Raw genomic sequence first — 15,927 nt, 5'->3', positions numbered from 1 at the left:
CACGTCGCCAAGCGCACCCCGCGCGCCGAGGCCTCGGCGGCCAGCAAGCGCGTGCCTGACTAGAGCGGTTCACGGCTTGATTGAATCGGGAGGGATTCCCGATTTCGGACGAATGTGATTCAAGATGCTGGCTGGGCTGGAGGCCAGCATCCGATGGTCCGACCAATTTCCGATGATCTGCGTAAGCGGGCGGTTGCGGCAGTTGCGAAGGGTGAGAGCTGCCGCTCAGTGGCATTGCGGTTTGGGATTGCGGTGTCGTCAGTTGTCAAGTGGTCGCAGCGTTATCGAGCGACCGGCTCGGTAGCGCCCGGCAAGATGGGCGGCCATCGCAAGCCCGTACTTGAGCCGCATCGCGCCTTCATCATGGAACGGATCGGTCAGACGCCGCATTTGACGCTTCACGCCCTCAAGGACGAGCTCGCCGCGCGCGGGATCAAGGTCTCCCACAATGCGGTTTGGCTGTTTCTACGGCGTGAAGGGCTGCGGTTCAAAAAAAACGCTGCTCGCCCTCGAGCGAGCTCGCTCCGACATCGCGCGTAGACGCCAGCGCTGGCGTTCATGGCAGGCCAACCTCGATCCCCGACACCTGGTCTTTATCGATGAGACCTGGATCAAGACCAACATGGCCCCACTGCGCGGATGGGGGCCAAAAGGCGAGCGCGTACGCAGCTTCACGCCACATGGTCATTGGCGGACGCTGACATTCCTTGGCGCCTTGCGCTGTGACCGCCTCACTGCACCTTGCCTGTTCGACGGCCCAATCAACGGCGAATGCTTCCGCGCCTATGTTCAGCAGATTCTCGTTCCGCAGCTCCAGCCTGGCGACATCGTCATCATGGACAATCTCGGCAGCCACAAGTCGGCGGCCCTGCGTAGCTTGATCAGAGCGGCCGGCGCCAGGCTCTGGTACCTGCCGCCGTACTCCCCAGACCTCAATCCGATCGAACAGACCTTCGCCAAGATCAAGCACTGGATGCGTTCCGCCCAGAAGCGCACCATCGACGACATTTGCCATCATGTCGGCGGCCTCATCACAACCATCCAGCCTAACGAATGCAGCAACTACTTCGAAAACGCCGGATACGCTTCTATCAAAACGTGAAACGCTCTAGAGCGCGATCTAGCTGACCACGATCTTCGCGACGCAGAGCAGGATCACCAGCGCCAGGAAGAAGATGTCGATATAGGATTTGATCTCGCCGGCATGCCTGAGCGCGGTGACATCGGCGACGATCTGCTTGCGCGAGGCCACGGCATTGGGCCCCTCGCCGGCCGCAGCGGCGAGCCGCCGCGTCTCGCCCTCGAGGCGCTCGATCCGCTGGAAGAAATAGAACGAGCGCAGGCCGGAAAGGGCACGCATCGTTGCATAGACCAGGACCAGGATCGCGACCGTCGCGCGCTGCTCGTATTTCTCCAGCAGGTTCAGCGTGAAATAGACCAGTCCCAGGAACACGAAGTTGGAGAGGACACGGTAGGCGTAGCTGGCAAAGATCATCGAGGTCTCCGGGTGGGGCAGGCTTGCGGCCGCGCGTTAGGAAGACGCGGCCGCCTTCGGTCGGCAGCGCCACACCGGCAAGGCCATGCATCCGCGAATCTACCTGACCGGTGTTACAGGACCGCATCGACCGGCGCCTCACGTCAGCCGCCAACGCCCGTCGGACCGGCCCCGGGTGCGGGGCCGGCACGGCCAAGGAGCGGCATGCTTCGAAAAGTCCAGCGATTTCAATGATCAGCTGAGGTGTGGTGCGCTCGGAGGGACTCGAACCCCCACGGTGTTACCCACTGCCACCTCAAGGCAGCGCGTCTACCAATTCCGCCACGAGCGCTAAGGATGTCGGATGGAACCCTAAGGCGCCGCCGCATCGAGGGGGCCATGTAACAAATCACGGATGCAGGGACAAGGCGCTTGATGCGTGAATTAACTGCGAACGCCAGGAGATTTCGGCAGCATCTGCTTGACCTCGACCGCAATCCGGTTGCGGTCGACCAGGACGACGCCGCTGGCTACCGGCAGGTTGTTGGCGAGGATCTTGACCTCGTCGGCCTCGGTGGCATCCAGTTCGATGATGGCGCCGCGGGACAGCCGCATGACCTGGTGAATCGGCATGGTGGTCGTGCCGAGGACCACCATGAGATCTACGCTGACTTTATCAAGCGTGGGCACTTCTGAACCACCGAACGGGAACTAAATTGTGGGTTCACCTGACCACGTTAGGGTTAGCTAATGGTTAACGACCGCCAAAGCCTCGATTTGACGACCTTTGCGCGCCCTTCGGGCGGCGAAGCGGTCGAATGGCGGATCTCGGACGGTCCTGTGCCCTACCCCGATTCTCTCGCCGAGATGGATGCAAGGGTGGCGGCGATCGCCGAGGGCTCGACGCCGGAACTGGTGTGGCTGCTCGAGCATCCGCCGCTCTACACCTCCGGCACCAGCGGCAAGGCCGACGACCTGCTGGCTCCGCGCTTTCCGACCTTCCAGAGCGGCCGCGGCGGCCAGGTCACCTATCACGGCCCGGGCCAGCGCGTTGCGTATGTGATGCTCGACCTCAAGCGGCGCCGGCCGGACGTGCGCGCCTATGTCGCCTCGCTGGAGGAATGGATCATCCGCACGCTCGCGGCCTTCAACGTCCGCGGCGAGCGCCGCGAGGACCGCGTCGGGGTCTGGGTGCGGCGCCCGGACAAGGGGCTGGGCCATGAGGACAAGATCGCCGCGATCGGCGTGCGGCTGCGCCGCTGGGTCTCGTTCCACGGCATCGCGATCAATGTCGAGCCCGATCTCTCGCACTTCCAGGCGATCGTGCCCTGCGGCGTGGTCGATCCGCGCTACGGCGTCACCTCGCTGGTCGATCTCGGACTGCCGGCCACGATGGCGGATGTCGACATCGCGCTCCGGCAGGCATTTTCCGAGGTGTTCGGCGACACCGCAGCGCGCCTGCCGGAAGCAACCGTGTAAGGCTCACGCCGCCTTCTGCGGCGCGACCTCGAGCTTGCCGGCGATGTAGCGGCGCTCCTGGGTCAGCCCGCCGAAGCCGTAGGCGTCGCCCTTCACCTCGTCGACATGGGCGTAGCTCTCGGTGTGGAGCGGCCCAAGCAGCTCACCCATCCGCTTGAACAGCGCCGCGAGATAGGCCGCCTTCTCGTCCTTGGTGTTCGTGCCTTCGGTAACGTGAATGTCGAGCCAGTAGCTCGCGAGCCCCTGCTCGGCGAGCGACTTGCCGCCGGCGAACCAGTCGGCGGCGTCGGCGGACTTTACGATGATTGCCGTGACCTTGGGGTCCTTGTGCAGGATCCCTGCGGTCAGGTCCGACACTGCAGCGGCGATGTCGGACTTCAGCGATGGCCTCTCGCGGGAGGTCGCATAGGTGACGGTAATGAGCGGCATGATCGGTCTCCTTGAATTCGGTTGGCGCGGGTCAATCGCGCCTCCTCCAACTAGACCTTTGCGCATCATCTTGGTATCTTATCTATATGGATATCAATGATAACGATTTCTGATCATGACCGCGACGCTCGATATCGACACCGTGCAGGCCTTCCTCCTCGTCGCCGAGCTGCAGGGCTTCACCCGTGCCGCCGAGGCGCTCGGCACCACGCAGGCGGCGATCAGCATGAAATTGCAGCGACTGGAAACCGTGCTCGGCAAGCGGCTGGTCGAACGCTCGCCGCGCGCGGTGCGGCTGACCGCCGATGGCGCGGCTTTCCTGCACCATGCCCGCGCGCTGATCGAGGTGCATGACCGTGCGCTATCCGGCGAGACACCGGCGCAGCAGCAGTTGACGCTTGGGATCAGCGATCACGCCGCGGGGCCGGAGCTGGTGCCGCTATTGGAGCGGCTGCACGCGATGGCCTCGCAGCTTGCGCTCGCCGTCACCATCGGCTTCTCGCGCGAGATGCTCGACGCCTACGATGCCGGCGAGCTTGACGCCGTGATCGTGCGCCAGGAGGGCAGCCGGCGTGGCGGCGAGAAACTGACCGAGGACGAATTCGGCTGGTTCGCTGCCAAGCGCTTCGTCTGGCCGCGCGGCGACGCGCTGCTGCTCGCTACGCTGGCGCCGCCGTGCGGGGTGCGCGCCCTCGCCGTGCGATCGCTCGACAAGGCCGGCATCGCGTGGACCGAAAGCTTCGTCGGTGGCGGCGTCACCGCGGTCGTGGCTGCCGCGCTCGCAGGCCTTGCCGTTGCCCCCCTCGTCCGCCGTATCGCGCCGCCCGGCTTGATCGACATCGGACCAACCCACAAGCTGCCGCGGCTCGGTACGTCAAAGGTGATGCTGCATTCGAAGGTCAGCGATCCCGCGAAATTGGCGGCATTACGGACGCTGGCGGCGACGTTCCGGAGTGTGGCGTCTGCAGCGTAGCGCGGGCACCGCTCTGCGGCATCACGAGGAATGCTCGGCGGCTTCCAGCTCTCTCACGACAAACCAGTAGGTCAGGCCTGCGACAAATCCGGCGGCGGCGAACAGACAGACAAGTCCGGATGTCCAGACGGCTGGAGACCGCAGCAGCACCGTGATGCTCAACGCACCGATCGCAGCACCTGCACCGGCGAAGAACCCCGCGGATCGGATCTCGAGCTCCTCGCTCAGCCAGATCACGACCGCTGCGGGAATCGCGGTCAGCACACATGTGACGACGAGGACCAGGAATGTGGGAAGCAGAAGCGCGATGGCGCCTCCCAGCAGCCTCATGATGTCGCCGCCGGATGCGACCATCAAGAGGGTCTGGACAACGCCGGAGAGAATCGCAGTTGCGGCTCCGCATCCGGCGAGCCAACCTCCAAATGCACGGCAACCGTCATCAGACATCTCGCCCTCCTCACAAGATCGCCTCGAACGCGCTGCGCAAGGTCTCATGCCGGAACACAAAACCGTTGCTGAGCGCCTTGTTCGGCAGCACGCGCTGGCCGCCGAGCAGCAGCTCGTTGGCGAAGTCCCCGCCGACGGTCCGCAACAGCGCGGCCGGCACGCGGAAGATCGCGGGCCGGTGCAGGCGGCGTCCCAACTCCTCGGTGAATTTCGTGTTGGTCACCGGGATCGGCGCGGTCGCGTTGATCGGGCCTGAGAGCTCCGGCTTCGCGATCACATGCGCGATCAGGCGCACCAGATCGTCGCGCTCGATCCATGACATCCACTGCTTGCCTGAGCCGAGCGGGCCGCCGAGACCGAATTCGAATGGCGTCAGCATCCGCGTGATGAAACCGCCGTCGGTGCCGACCACGAGACCGATCCGCAAATACGCCACGCGCACGCCATGATCGGCGGCGGGCTTGGCCGCATTCTCCCAGGCCTCGCACAGTTCATGACTGAAGCAAGCGTGGGATTTCGCCGACTCCGTCAGCACCTGGTCCTGCCAGAGACCGTACCAACCTATCGCGGAGCCGCTCACCAGCACCGACGGCTTGCGTTCGAGCCGCGCGATCAGCCTGACGACCTCGGCCGTCATCTCGACACGCGAGGCGACGATCTTGCGGCGCTTGGCTTCAGTCCAAAGACCGTTGCCGATCGGCTCGCCCGCAAGATTGACGATGGCGTCGATCCCTGAGTCAGCGGGCAACTGGTCGAGGCTCGTGATCAGCGTCACCGGCGGCGGCAGCAGATCCGCCTTCGCCGGATTGCGGATCAGCGCAATCACCTGATGGCCTGATGCGGTGAGGCTTGCGGCCAGGCGGCTGCCGACGAAACCGGTCGCACCGGTGATGAGCACGGTCTGCCGCGCCGGCAATTTCTCGACCAAGGTGGCGGCCGGCACGCTGACCATCCGTCCCAGCCGCCTGGCCGCAGCAAAGTCGCGCGCACCGAACAGCGCGGCGCCGAAGGCCGCGCCGGCTGCGAACAGGCTTAGGAGGCCCGCATAGGCCGGCACGACAGCCGTCGGCAGCATTGCCCAGCCGATCAGCACCGGCACCAGCAGCACGAGGATGGCGCCGTAGTTGATCGCGAGCAGCGTATGATTGATCCGCTCGCTCGGCGGCAGCTTTCGGCTCAGATCCTCCTCGACGAAATCCATCAGCGTGATCACGACCTCGACGACCAGCACGGCCATGATGCCGATCGCGAGAATGCCGTGTACCTCCAGCCAGCCGAGCACGAGGAAGAGCAGCGCATAGAGCATGTTGCGCACGCTGTGCAGCTGCAGCTCATGGCGCTGCGAGGGACGCCGGGCCAGCCGCTCGGTGAATTCGTGGTGATAGAAGGTGTCGAACGCGCCCATCGCGATCTGGATGGCGACCAAGGTCCACAGCAGCGGCGTCATGACGAGGCCTCCCTGAACACGGCAGACTGACGGATCAGCCGGCCAAAACGCGGGTGGATGATCTCCAGCGTGAAGCGGAAGTCACCGCAGCCGAGATCGGAATGCGTGACGGTGAGATCGCCAGGCGTGAGCCATTCGGGCAATTGCATCCGAAACGGCCCGAGCCGCAGCGAATAGCCGACGCTATGAAACACCAGCGCCTCGTGCTCGACCGCGATCCGCAACGCCATGCTGACGCCGAAACCGACATACTCCTCGAGCCCGGTCGGCCCGGCAAAGCGCTTGGCGGAATGAATCACCTGCGGGAAGCCGTCGCGGCGCGCGCAGATGCGGGTCCAGATCTGGCCGCCGCTCGCGGCGTCCTCGGTAACGGTGACGATCATCGGCACGCCGGTCTCGGTGCCGGTCGGAAGCGGCCCGCCGATCAGCCGCGCGGCCTGTGCGAGCCACCAGCCGGCGCGGCTGATCGAGGCTTCCTCGACCTCGCCGACATAGACGACGGTGTTGCCGTCCTCGAACCGCTTCGAGAAGCGCCGCCAGATCGCAACCGGCAGGCGGCCCCAATCCTCGTCGGGCAGCAACGCGCGAAAGCGATGATCGTCGAACAGTTTCGTATCGGAAGCCGGCGCTGTCTTTAAGGTGGATATCCTTGCTGACGCCATCGCACACTCCCGTTACGCCGCCGCCCCTATTTGGCTCTGCCTGTCGGCAGGAAACTCACGATCTTGTCGCCGAGCTTGATCAACGCGACCAGGCGCGGCCGCGGCACGCTCAGCATCTGCGTGTACCAGCGGTCGACCAACTCGGTGAATGTCAGCATCTCCTTCAGCCGTTTGCTGGCGAGCGGACTGATGGCGGGATCGTCGGCCGCGTCGGAGACGCAAGCGCGCAGCGCCGCCAGCGCGGGATCGATCTCGCGCTCCTTGCGTCCGGCCGCGATCTTCGCCGCAACCTCCCAGATATCGGTCTCGGCCTCGAAATGGTCGCGACGGTCGCCAAGGATCGGGACCCGCCGGATCAACCCCCAGGACAGCAACTCCTTGATCGAGTTGGAGACGTTGGAGCGCGCCATGCCGAGCGTGTCGGCGATGTCTTCCGCGGTCATCGGCGCTTCGGCGAGATAGAGCAGCCCGTGGATCTGGCTGACCGAGCGGTTGACGCCCCATTCGTCGCCCATGTCGCCCCAATGCAGGATGAAGCGCTCGACGGCGGCGGGAAGTTTTTTCTTGGCGGTTATTTCTGTCATGACAGAAATATCAGACTGTTCGGAGTGGAAGTCAAGGGTCATCGATGCCGCCAGGGACGCCGCGCGACGCAGCGTGCCCCTCTCGCCTGCGTGACCCCAGCGAAGGTGATCATCACAGATGACGAATTTTCCTTTGTCGCGACCGACGTCTTCGTCCAAGCTGATCCGGGTGGACGATTTTTCGGCCGGATCGCGGGCTGTCGACAATGAGCCAGCTTCACGGCCAACAAGGAGCTTGCGATGCCCGCGTCCGACAAGGAGTTCGTTGGGTCCATTCCAGAACTTTACGACCGGCTCCTCGTGCCGATGATTTTTGAACCCTACGCACGCGATCTCGCACAACGCGCCAAGGCCATTGGCCCGCGCGACCTGCTTGAGACGGCCGCGGGCACCGGTGCCGTGACCCGCGCGCTGTCGGCAGCGCTCGGCCGTGACACCCGCATCGTGGCGACCGACCTGAATGAACCGATGCTCGAACGGGCGAAATCGCGGATGCCGGACGCGGCTGATATCAGCTGGCGGCAGGCCGACGCGCTCAACCTGCCGTTCGACAATGCGAGCTTCGATGTCGTCGCCTGCCAGTTCGGCGCGATGTTCTTCCCCGACAAGCCCAAGGGTTATTCGGAGGCTCGCCGTGTCCTGAAGCCGGGCGGCCGTTTCCTGTTCAGCATGTGGGATCGCATCGAAGAGAACGAGTTTGCCGACGTGGTGACCCAGGCATTGGCAGAGGTCTTCCCGGCCGATCCGCCGCGATTCCTGGCGCGCACGCCCCATGGCCACCACGCGGCAGACCCGATCCGGGCCGATCTTTTGGCCGCGGGCTTCAGCAAGATCGAGATCGACACCGTCCGGGAGCAAAGCCGGGCGAACGCGCCGCACGATCCGGCGATCGGTTTTTGCCAGGGCTCACCGCTGCGCGGCGAGATCGAGGCGCGTGGCGAGATCGGCCTCGACGCTGCGACCGAGCACGCCGCATCGGCGCTCGCGCGGCGCTTCGGCAAGGGCGCGATCGAAGGCCGCATTCAGGCGCTGGTGATCACGGCTGTTGCGTGACCGCGCGTCATACCGTCGGCAGGACCGAGAACCGCTCCGCTGCCCGTCGCAGGTTCAGAAGATCGGAATTGCCTGATACGGCGTGCACGGCATCGACCCGCGCCGAGAACGGTCCGCGGCCGCAGGCCGCGATCATGTCATCGACGACGGCCTCGGGGCCGGCGAACACCGCCTCGACGCTGCCGTCGCGGCGGTTACGGACCCAGCCTTCGAGGCGGCGTGAGGTCGCCTGCTCGTCGACCCAGGCGCGATAGCCGACGCCCTGGACGCGGCCACTGACCGTGACATGGCGGATCACACCGCTCATTTCTTCAGGCCGAGGAACTCGCCGCTACGCGCCTTGGTCTCCGCCTCGCGCATGACGCGGCTGGTCAGTTCGGACGAGACGATGCCTTTCAGATTCTTCGGCGAGGTGCCTTCGCGCAGCGCCTTCAGTGTCTCGTAGACGGCCTGGGTTGCGGCCGCGAACGGCGCGTGGCCCTGCAGCGCGATCCTGACGCGCTGGCTTGCCAGATAATCCAGCGCGGTCATCTCCTCCGGCGCGCCGCCGAGCACGATCGGCAGCGTCGTGGCGGCCGAGAGCGCCTCGAGCTCACCGCGCGACTTGATGCCGGTGAAGAACAGCCCATCGACGCCGACCGCCTCGTAGGCCCTGGCGCGTGCGATCGCGTCGTCGAGATCTGTGATCGAGACGGCGCCGGTCCGGCCCAGGATGACGAGCGACGGATCGCTGCGGCCGTCAAGCGCAGCCTTCATCTTGCCGACGCCTTCCTCGAGCGAGATCAGCTGCGCCTTGGCCTGGCCGAACGCCTGCGGCAGCAGCGTATCCTCGATGGTGAGGCCGGCGGCACCGGCAGCTTCGACCTCCTGGACCGTGCGGCGAACGTTGAGCGCATTGCCGTAGCCGTGATCGGCATCGACAAGCACAGGCAAGCTCGACGCACGCGACATCCGGCGTACCTGCTCGACGAATTCGGTCAGCGTGATCAGCGCAATATCAGGATCGCCGAGCACGGCGAGCGACGCCACCGAGCCGCCGAACATGCCGAGCTCGAAACCGAGATCCTCCGCGATCCGGATCGAGGTCGCGTCATAGACCGAGCCCGGGCGAATGCAGGTTGATCCGCTCAGAATCGATCGCAGTGCTTCGCGGCGCTTGCGGAAGGCCATGGGGGACACCCCTCACTCACGTCATTCCGGGACGATGCGAAGCATCGAACCCTCAGGTGCGCAATTGCGCACCCAAAATCTCGAGATTCCGGGTTCTCGCTTCGCGAGCCCCGGAATGACAAACTCAGGCGAACTCCAGGATCAGCGCATCGACCGCGAGCGTGGCGCCGGCGGCGGCGTGGATCTTCTTGACTGTGCCGTCGCGCTCGGCGCGCAGCACGTTTTGCATCTTCATGGCTTCCACCACCGCCAGCGTCTCGCCGGCCTTGACCTCCTGGCCCTCGGTCACCGCGATCGACACCACGAGCCCGGGCATCGGACACAGCAACTTCTTGCCGGTGTCGGCGGCCGAGGTCACCGGCATCAGCCGCGCCGAGGTCGCCTCGGTCTCGGTGAAGACATAGACCGGCACCTCATAGCCTTGATGCGCGAGGCGGAAGCCGTTGTTGATCGCCCGCACCTGCACGGCGACAAAATTGCCGTCGATAGTGCCCTGCCACACCGGCTCGCCCGGCGCCCAGCTCGACACCAGATTGTGCGGATTGCCCGGCAGCCCGTCGGCGCCGATGAAGCGCACCGCGATGGCGTCATCCTCGCGCGCGACGTCGAGCGCGATTTCGGCGCGATCGAGCCACACCGCGCGACGGCGCTCGCGCTGCACCACGCGGCCGCCCATCTGGCCGGAAATCTGCCGCTTGCGCTCGCCCAGCACGTGATCGATCGCGGCACCGACGGCCGCGAGCCGCCGCGCGATCTCGCCCTCGGGGGCGCGCGCGGAGAATCCCTTGGGGAACTCTTCCGCGATGAAGCCGGTCGAGAGCCGGCCCTCGCGCCAGCGCGGATGGTTCATCAACGCCGACAGGAACGGAATGTTATGCCTGATGCCGTCGACATAAAAGGCGTCGAGCGCGGTCGCCTGCGCCTCGATCGCCGCGGCGCGCGACGGGGCATGGGTGACGAGCTTGGCGATCATCGGATCGTAGTGGATAGAGATCTCGCCGCCCTCCTGCACACCGGTGTCGTTGCGGATCGTGATGCCGTCATGGCTGGCCTCGGCCGGCGGACGGTATTTCACCAGCCGGCCGATCGAGGGCAGGAAGTTGCGGAACGGATCCTCGGCATAGACGCGGGACTCCACCGCCCAGCCGGTCAGCGTGACGTCCTTCTGCGCGAGTGCAAGCTTCTCGCTGGCGGCGACGCGGATCATCTGCTCGACGAGGTCGATGCCGGTGATCAGCTCGGTGACGGGATGCTCGACCTGCAGACGGGTGTTCATCTCCAGGAAGTAGAAGCTCTTGTCCTGGCCGGCGACGAATTCCACGGTGCCGGCCGAATCGTAATTCACCGCCTTGGCCAGCGCGACCGCCTGCTCGCCCATCTTGCGGCGGGTCTGCTCGTCGAGCAGCGGCGACGGCGCTTCCTCGATGACCTTCTGGTTGCGGCGCTGGATCGAGCACTCGCGCTCGCCGAGATAGATCACGTTGCCATGCTTGTCGCCGAGGATCTGGATCTCGATGTGCCTGGGATCGACGATGAATTTCTCGATGAAGACGCGGTCGTCGCCGAACGACGACTTCGCCTCGGCCTTGGCGAGGTTGAAGCCTTCGGCGACTTCGCTCTTCGAATGCGCGATGCGCATGCCCTTGCCGCCGCCGCCGGCGGAGGCCTTGATCATCACGGGGTAGCCGATCTCGTCGGCGATCTGGACCGCGTGCTTGTCGTCCTCGATGACGCCGAGATGGCCGGGCACGGTCGAGACTTTCGCCTTCGCAGCGGCTTTCTTGGATTCGATCTTGTCGCCCATCGCGGCGATGGCGCCGGGGTTCGGGCCGATGAAGACGATGCCGGCGGCTTCCAGCGCGCGCGGAAAGGCCTCGCGCTCGGACAGGAAGCCGTAGCCGGGATGCACGGCCTGCGCGCCGGTCTTGCGGCAGGCGTCGACGATCTTGTCGATCAGAAGATAGCTCTCGGCCGCGGCGGGCGGGCCGATCAACACGGCGTCGTCGGCCATCTCGACATGCAGCGCGTCGCGGTCGGCCTCGGAGTAGACGGCAACCGTCTCAATCCCCATACGGCGCGCAGTCTTGATGACCCGGCAGGCGATCTCGCCGCGGTTGGCGATCAGGATTCGTTTGAACATGCTCTTCTTGCTTGGGCTTTGGGCAGGATTCCTCCCCGCGCAATCCGGCACGGGCGATTGGGCGTAACCACTCCGTGGTACAGGAAATTGTCCCGGAGGCAACGGTCTAATGCAGACCCGGCCCGGTGCCTGGCCAGTCCTTGGCGGTAGCCTGAGGGGTCGTTCAGCCCGAATAGGTCTTGAAGCGGCCGCGCGAATGCGCCTTCGCGACGGCCTTCATCAGCTCGCTGACCTCATTCTCCAGGAATTCATTGGCCACGATCAGCGCCCGGATGGTCGCGCGCAAATTGCCGCCGCACGCGGAAATGGCCTGATCGACAGCCGCTTCCAGCCCGTCATCGTCATCAGATTCGGGCCGTGCAGACATCATGGGGCATCCGGGATTCAGGTGGCACATCATGTTCCTATTTTGTTCTCATGAAGTCAATCGGATCTTTGCTCGGAAGCCGTCGGCCGAGGCGTCTCTCGCTTCCGCCGCCAGCGCGCGAGACATTGCAGGGTCCAGATGTCGGTGATGACATCCCCAATGAGCTTGATGATGAACTCGGCCATGTCAGCATCCCATCGATAGCAATGTCCGGCCGTTCTACGTCGCGGAATGCCGATCGGGATGTGACGGCGCGCACGCATCGCGTGCGAACAGTCCTTGGTTGGATCGTACCTGCCTGTGCTAGAAGTTCGGCTGCCCGCCAAAGATCTGAAGTGAGAAAATGCGGTTTCGGAATCCGGTCATCACGACGCTTCTCCTGACATGCCTGTCCGCGAGCCCTGTCCTGTCCGCGACGGCTGCCCCGTCTGCGACCGGTGGCCCCTCCACGGCTATCGTCAAGGACGCCGGCACCGTTCAGCTCGGCAACACGGTCTATCGGCTCGACGGCATCGACGCGCCGGCGGCCGACCAGCTCTGCATCGACGAGCACGCCGACGTCTGGACCTGCGGGATTGAAGCGCGCGACCAGCTGACCAGACTGATCGGCGGCAAGCCGATTCATTGCGACGATATCGGCGTCGATCCGACCTTCAAGAAGCGCCGCCTCGGCGTCTGCAAGCTCGAGGGCGACCCGACCAGCCTCAGCCAGGTGATGGTGCAGAAGGGCTACGCCCTCAACGTCGAGACATCGGCCACTGGCCGATTCAAGCCGGATCAAGCCACCGCCACGGACAATCGTGCGGGGCTGTGGAAGGGCTGCTTCGTGGCGCCGCGCGATTTTCGTCTCGGCAAGAAGGACGGCGCCCTGCTCGGCAACGCGTGCCCGGCCGGCCGTGACACGCAGATCCGCAATGCGCTCTTCCCCGACGACCTGCCGATGCCGGCGAGCTGCAACATCAAGGGCAAGTACGCCGTGCGCGCCCGCGTCACCGGCAATGTCGGCATCTATCACCTGCAGGCGTGCCGCAGTTACCCGGGCCTCGGCAATCCGGATCGCTGGTTCTGCTCCGAAGAGGATGCGCAGGCCGCCGGGTTCCGCAGGGCCTATAATTGCCGCCCGCCCAAAGGCAAATGAGGGGCAAGTGACGGGCAAGTGATCGCCGCAAATCACGCTGGAAAAGCCGCCTCGTCCTGTGTGAAACTGCGCCGAGAGGTTGCCGGCGCGTATGACCCCACCCGATCCCGCTGATGTGCTTCCCGAAGCTGCGGCAGCCGAACGGCTGCGGCAGCACCTTGAGGAGATCGCGCGCGAACGCGACCGCGCCCATCGCGAGCTTCAGGAGCGCGAGGCCGAGCTGGCGCGGATCCAGCGTATCGCGCGGGTCGGCGGGCTCGAGATCGATTTCCGCGACGGCGTGCGCAACCGCCGCTCTCCCGAATATCTGCTGGTGCACGGCCTGCCGCCCGAGGAGGTCAACGAGACCTATGAGAACTGGGTCGCGCGCATCCACCCCGACGATCGCGAACGAACCATCAGCCACCTGTTCGGCGTGCTCAAGGCCGGCGGCGAGGATTACACCGCCGAGTACCGCATCATCCGCCCGAACGACGGCGAGAGCCGCTGGATCCGCGTCGTCGCCAAGATCGACCGAGACCGCAGCGGCCGTGCGCTGCGGCTGGTCGGCGCCGATCTCGACGTCACCGATCAGATGCTGGCGCAGGAAACCCTGCGCGAGAGCGAGGAGCGCTTCCGCCTCATCGCCGACAGCGCGCCGGTGCCGATCTGGGTGACCAAGCTTGACCGCACCCGCTCCTTCGCCAACCAGGCGTATCTGGATTTCCTCGGCCTTCCGTTCGAGGAAGCGGTCGTGTTCGACTGGCGCAAGGCGCTGCATCCGGATGATCTGCCGAACATCCTGCAGGAGCAGATCACCGGCGAATTGTCGCTCAAGCCGTTCGTGCTCGAGGCACGCTACCGGAATGCCGCGGGCGATTGGCGCTGGCTGCGCTCGGAATCGCAACCGCGCTGGGACCCGAACGGCAAGCATATCGGCTTCATCGGCGTCGCCCACGACATCACGGCGGCCAAGGAAGCCGAGATCGAGCTGCGCAAGCTCAACGAGTCGCTGGAGCGGCGCATCCTGGAGCGCACCGCGCAGCTCGAATCCCGCGAAGCGCAGACGCGCGCGATCCTGGAAACCAGCCATCAATATCAGATGCTGCTCAACCGGGATGGCGACCTGCTCTACACCAACCAGACCGCGCTGGCCGGCATCCGCGCCGACGCCGCCGACGTCGTCGGCAAGCCGTTCTGGGACACGCCCTGGTTCACTGCGACCGGCGGCGTGCCGCGCGTGATCCAGAATGCCTTTGCGACCGCGATGCGGGGCGAGGAAGTTAAGATCGAGCTGCGGCTACACCTGCCGATCGGCGAGCGCTATTTCGATTTCGCGATGCGCCCGTTGCAGGACCAGCACGGCACGATCGTCGGCGCGGTGCCGGAGGCTGTCGACATCACCGAACGGCGCCTTGGCGAGGAAGCCCTGCGGCAGTCGCAGAAGATGGAAGCGGTCGGCCAGCTCACCGGCGGCGTCGCGCACGACTTCAACAATCTGCTCACCATCATCCGCTCCGCGACCGACTTCCTGCGCCGCCGCGAGCTGCCGGACGAGCGGCGACGCCGCTACATCGATGCGATCTCGGAGACCGTGGAGCGGGCCTCCAAGCTCACCGCGCAGCTCCTGGCGTTTGCGCGCAGGCAACCGCTCAATCCCGAAGTGTTCAATGTCGGGACGCAGGTCGATAGCGTGGTGCAGCTGATCCGCCCGCTGGTCGGCGCGCGGATTCACATCGAAGTCCGGATCGAGGATCCCGACTGCTTTGCGATCGCCGATATCGGCCAGTTTGAGACCGCGATGATCAACCTCGCGGTCAATGGCCGCGATGCCATGAACGGCGAAGGCCAGCTGACGATCGGTGTCAGGAAGGTCAAGCACATCCCTGCCCTGCGCGCCCAGGCCTCACGCAGCGGCGATTTCGTGACGGTCTCGATCCAGGATACCGGCACCGGTATCTCGCCGGAGAATCTCGATGCGATCTTCGAACCGTTCTTCACGACCAAGGAGGTCGGCAAGGGAACCGGCCTCGGACTGAGCCAAGCCTTCGGCTTCGTCAAGCAATCCGACGGCGACATCGAGGTGACCAGCACGCCGGGGCATGGCGCGACCTTCACCATCTATCTGCCGCAGGCGATGCGCCCGGCGGACGCCAAGGTCGCGGCCAGCGCCGGCATCGAGCAGGCCTCGATCGGCCGCGGCTATCGCGTCCTCGTGGTCGAGGACAACGACGATGTCGGCCAGTTCTCCACCGAGCTGCTCGAGGATCTCGGTTATTCGGTCAAGCGCGCGGCGAACGCCAACGCCGCGCTATCGATTCTCTCCGAGAACGAGTTCGCCGCCGACCTCGTGTTCTCCGACGTGATCATGCCCGGCATGAATGGCGTCGAGCTCGCCGGCGTGATCCGCGATCGCTTTCCCGGCCTGCCGGTGGTCCTGACCAGCGGCTACAGCAATGTGCTCGCCGAGAATGCGCATAGCGGCTTCGAGCTGATCCAGAAACCCTATTCGGTCGAGGCGCTGTCGCGCACGCTCCGCAAGGCGATCGCCGAGCAGCGGGCGACCGCCTCAAAACCCTGATCCC

18 protein-coding genes and 1 tRNA gene are annotated in these 15,927 nt (G+C 65.3%); 6 read left to right on the top strand and 13 right to left on the bottom strand.

All coding sequences use genetic code 11. From position 1 onward, the window contains the following. Positions 1-153 precede the first annotated feature (153 nt). A protein-coding gene (locus tag H8B02_RS14590) for an IS630 family transposase (RefSeq protein ID WP_229166877.1) occupies positions 154-1,102 on the top strand; the annotation gives its coding sequence in 2 pieces (ribosomal slippage) (positions 154-489 and positions 491-1,102; 948 coding nt in all). An 18-nt stretch (positions 1,103-1,120) separates the two neighbouring features. On the opposite strand, the gene H8B02_RS14585 is transcribed toward H8B02_RS14590, so the two are convergent. The 3 genes from H8B02_RS14585 to H8B02_RS14575 form a co-directional block, all read right to left on the bottom strand. Beyond that, positions 1,121-1,495 carry a hypothetical protein gene (locus H8B02_RS14585; RefSeq protein ID WP_229166876.1) on the bottom strand — a complete coding sequence of 125 codons (375 nt, stop codon included), beginning with the start codon at positions 1,493-1,495 and terminating at the stop codon, positions 1,121-1,123. A 246-nt stretch (positions 1,496-1,741) separates the two neighbouring features. Then, positions 1,742-1,826, bottom strand: a tRNA-Leu gene (locus tag H8B02_RS14580). Between the two features lie 92 nt (positions 1,827-1,918). After that, entirely contained in the window at positions 1,919-2,164 is a 246-nt protein-coding gene (locus tag H8B02_RS14575) for a FliM/FliN family flagellar motor switch protein (protein ID WP_021080574.1), read from the bottom strand. A 60-nt stretch (positions 2,165-2,224) separates the two neighbouring features. Here H8B02_RS14575 and lipB point away from each other — a divergent pair, with 60 nt between their 5' ends. Further along, a complete protein-coding gene (gene lipB / locus H8B02_RS14570; protein WP_229166875.1) occupies positions 2,225-2,953 on the top strand; it encodes a lipoyl(octanoyl) transferase LipB in 729 nt (242 codons plus the stop codon). Between the two features lie 3 nt (positions 2,954-2,956). On the opposite strand, the gene H8B02_RS14565 is transcribed toward lipB, so the two are convergent. Further along, positions 2,957-3,382: a tautomerase family protein gene (locus H8B02_RS14565; RefSeq protein WP_028336448.1), complete on the bottom strand. Its 426-nt coding sequence runs from the start codon at positions 3,380-3,382 to the stop codon at positions 2,957-2,959. A gap of 115 nt (positions 3,383-3,497) precedes the next feature. Between H8B02_RS14565 and H8B02_RS14560 the strand changes: the two genes are divergently transcribed. Next, positions 3,498-4,355, top strand: a complete 858-nt coding sequence (locus tag H8B02_RS14560; protein WP_229166874.1) for a LysR family transcriptional regulator — start codon at positions 3,498-3,500, stop codon at positions 4,353-4,355. A gap of 21 nt (positions 4,356-4,376) precedes the next feature. On the opposite strand, the gene H8B02_RS14555 is transcribed toward H8B02_RS14560, so the two are convergent. The 4 genes from H8B02_RS14555 to H8B02_RS14540 are packed head-to-tail and all read right to left on the bottom strand — an operon-like array spanning position 4,377 to position 7,495. Beyond that, a complete protein-coding gene (locus H8B02_RS14555; RefSeq protein WP_229166873.1) occupies positions 4,377-4,802 on the bottom strand; it encodes a hypothetical protein in 426 nt (141 codons plus the stop codon). Between the two features lie 10 nt (positions 4,803-4,812). Beyond that, a complete protein-coding gene (locus H8B02_RS14550) occupies positions 4,813-6,249 on the bottom strand; it encodes a TIGR01777 family oxidoreductase (protein ID WP_229166872.1) in 1,437 nt (478 codons plus the stop codon). Further along, on the bottom strand, positions 6,246-6,911 hold the full coding sequence (locus H8B02_RS14545; RefSeq protein WP_229166871.1) for a DUF4166 domain-containing protein: 666 nt from the start codon (positions 6,909-6,911) through the stop codon (positions 6,246-6,248). The genes H8B02_RS14550 and H8B02_RS14545 overlap by 4 nt, the downstream gene beginning before the upstream one ends. Positions 6,912-6,937: 26 nt before the next feature. After that, entirely contained in the window at positions 6,938-7,495 is a 558-nt protein-coding gene (locus H8B02_RS14540; RefSeq protein WP_229166870.1) for a GbsR/MarR family transcriptional regulator, read from the bottom strand. A gap of 240 nt (positions 7,496-7,735) precedes the next feature. Between H8B02_RS14540 and H8B02_RS14535 the strand changes: the two genes are divergently transcribed. Beyond that, the gene (locus tag H8B02_RS14535) at positions 7,736-8,548 is read left to right on the top strand and encodes a class I SAM-dependent methyltransferase (protein WP_229166869.1); all 813 of its coding nucleotides are present in this window, start codon (positions 7,736-7,738) and stop codon (positions 8,546-8,548) included. Between the two features lie 7 nt (positions 8,549-8,555). Here the strand turns inward: H8B02_RS14535 and H8B02_RS14530 are convergent, their stop codons facing one another. From H8B02_RS14530 to H8B02_RS48060, 5 genes are all read right to left on the bottom strand, one after another. Further along, on the bottom strand, positions 8,556-8,855 hold the full coding sequence (locus tag H8B02_RS14530) for an acylphosphatase (protein ID WP_229166868.1): 300 nt from the start codon (positions 8,853-8,855) through the stop codon (positions 8,556-8,558). Then, entirely contained in the window at positions 8,852-9,718 is an 867-nt protein-coding gene (locus H8B02_RS14525) for an isocitrate lyase/PEP mutase family protein (RefSeq protein ID WP_229166867.1), read from the bottom strand. Before H8B02_RS14525 ends, H8B02_RS14530 begins: the two co-directional genes overlap by 4 nt. Positions 9,719-9,842: 124 nt before the next feature. Continuing rightward, positions 9,843-11,858 carry an acetyl-CoA carboxylase biotin carboxylase subunit gene (locus tag H8B02_RS14520; RefSeq protein ID WP_229166866.1) on the bottom strand — a complete coding sequence of 672 codons (2,016 nt, stop codon included), beginning with the start codon at positions 11,856-11,858 and terminating at the stop codon, positions 9,843-9,845. Positions 11,859-12,021: 163 nt separating this feature from the next. Further along, complete coding sequence (locus H8B02_RS14515; RefSeq protein WP_016840474.1) at positions 12,022-12,228, bottom strand: hypothetical protein; 207 nt, start codon at positions 12,226-12,228, stop codon at positions 12,022-12,024. A 53-nt stretch (positions 12,229-12,281) separates the two neighbouring features. Beyond that, positions 12,282-12,410, bottom strand: coding sequence for a hypothetical protein (locus H8B02_RS48060; RefSeq protein ID WP_283842193.1), 129 nt, complete (start codon positions 12,408-12,410; stop codon positions 12,282-12,284). Between the two features lie 158 nt (positions 12,411-12,568). Between H8B02_RS48060 and H8B02_RS14510 the strand changes: the two genes are divergently transcribed. Next, entirely contained in the window at positions 12,569-13,363 is a 795-nt protein-coding gene (locus H8B02_RS14510) for a thermonuclease family protein (RefSeq protein ID WP_229166865.1), read from the top strand. Positions 13,364-13,454: 91 nt separating this feature from the next. Beyond that, the gene (locus tag H8B02_RS14505) at positions 13,455-15,923 is read left to right on the top strand and encodes a PAS domain-containing hybrid sensor histidine kinase/response regulator (protein ID WP_229166864.1); all 2,469 of its coding nucleotides are present in this window, start codon (positions 13,455-13,457) and stop codon (positions 15,921-15,923) included. Positions 15,924-15,927 lie beyond the last annotated feature (4 nt).

The organism is Bradyrhizobium altum (assembly GCF_020889705.1).
Classification (GTDB): domain Bacteria; phylum Pseudomonadota; class Alphaproteobacteria; order Rhizobiales; family Xanthobacteraceae; genus Bradyrhizobium; species Bradyrhizobium altum.
The sequence above is the reverse complement of the archived record's forward strand: the minus strand, read 5'-3'. Positions and strand labels throughout refer to the sequence as shown.

What these genes read in the sequence shown, in the direction of transcription:
- H8B02_RS14540 (WP_229166870.1), bottom strand. Translation starts at nt 7,495, where the DNA reads ATGACAGAAATAACCGCCAAGAAAAAACTTCCCGCCGCCGTCGAGCGC.
- H8B02_RS14565 (WP_028336448.1), bottom strand. Translation starts at nt 3,382, where the DNA reads ATGCCGCTCATTACCGTCACCTATGCGACCTCCCGCGAGAGGCCATCG.
- H8B02_RS14585 (WP_229166876.1), bottom strand. Translation starts at nt 1,495, where the DNA reads ATGATCTTTGCCAGCTACGCCTACCGTGTCCTCTCCAACTTCGTGTTC.
- H8B02_RS14555 (WP_229166873.1), bottom strand. Translation starts at nt 4,802, where the DNA reads ATGTCTGATGACGGTTGCCGTGCATTTGGAGGTTGGCTCGCCGGATGC.
- H8B02_RS14515 (WP_016840474.1), bottom strand. Translation starts at nt 12,228, where the DNA reads ATGATGTCTGCACGGCCCGAATCTGATGACGATGACGGGCTGGAAGCG.
- H8B02_RS14535 (WP_229166869.1), top strand. Translation starts at nt 7,736, where the DNA reads ATGCCCGCGTCCGACAAGGAGTTCGTTGGGTCCATTCCAGAACTTTAC.
- H8B02_RS14505 (WP_229166864.1), top strand. Translation starts at nt 13,455, where the DNA reads ATGACCCCACCCGATCCCGCTGATGTGCTTCCCGAAGCTGCGGCAGCC.
- H8B02_RS14545 (WP_229166871.1), bottom strand. Translation starts at nt 6,911, where the DNA reads ATGGCGTCAGCAAGGATATCCACCTTAAAGACAGCGCCGGCTTCCGAT.
- H8B02_RS14520 (WP_229166866.1), bottom strand. Translation starts at nt 11,858, where the DNA reads ATGTTCAAACGAATCCTGATCGCCAACCGCGGCGAGATCGCCTGCCGG.
- lipB (WP_229166875.1), top strand. Translation starts at nt 2,225, where the DNA reads ATGGTTAACGACCGCCAAAGCCTCGATTTGACGACCTTTGCGCGCCCT.
- H8B02_RS14560 (WP_229166874.1), top strand. Translation starts at nt 3,498, where the DNA reads ATGACCGCGACGCTCGATATCGACACCGTGCAGGCCTTCCTCCTCGTC.
- H8B02_RS14530 (WP_229166868.1), bottom strand. Translation starts at nt 8,855, where the DNA reads ATGAGCGGTGTGATCCGCCATGTCACGGTCAGTGGCCGCGTCCAGGGC.
- H8B02_RS14510 (WP_229166865.1), top strand. Translation starts at nt 12,569, where the DNA reads ATGCGGTTTCGGAATCCGGTCATCACGACGCTTCTCCTGACATGCCTG.
- H8B02_RS14525 (WP_229166867.1), bottom strand. Translation starts at nt 9,718, where the DNA reads ATGGCCTTCCGCAAGCGCCGCGAAGCACTGCGATCGATTCTGAGCGGA.
- H8B02_RS48060 (WP_283842193.1), bottom strand. Translation starts at nt 12,410, where the DNA reads ATGGCCGAGTTCATCATCAAGCTCATTGGGGATGTCATCACCGACATC.
- H8B02_RS14550 (WP_229166872.1), bottom strand. Translation starts at nt 6,249, where the DNA reads ATGACGCCGCTGCTGTGGACCTTGGTCGCCATCCAGATCGCGATGGGC.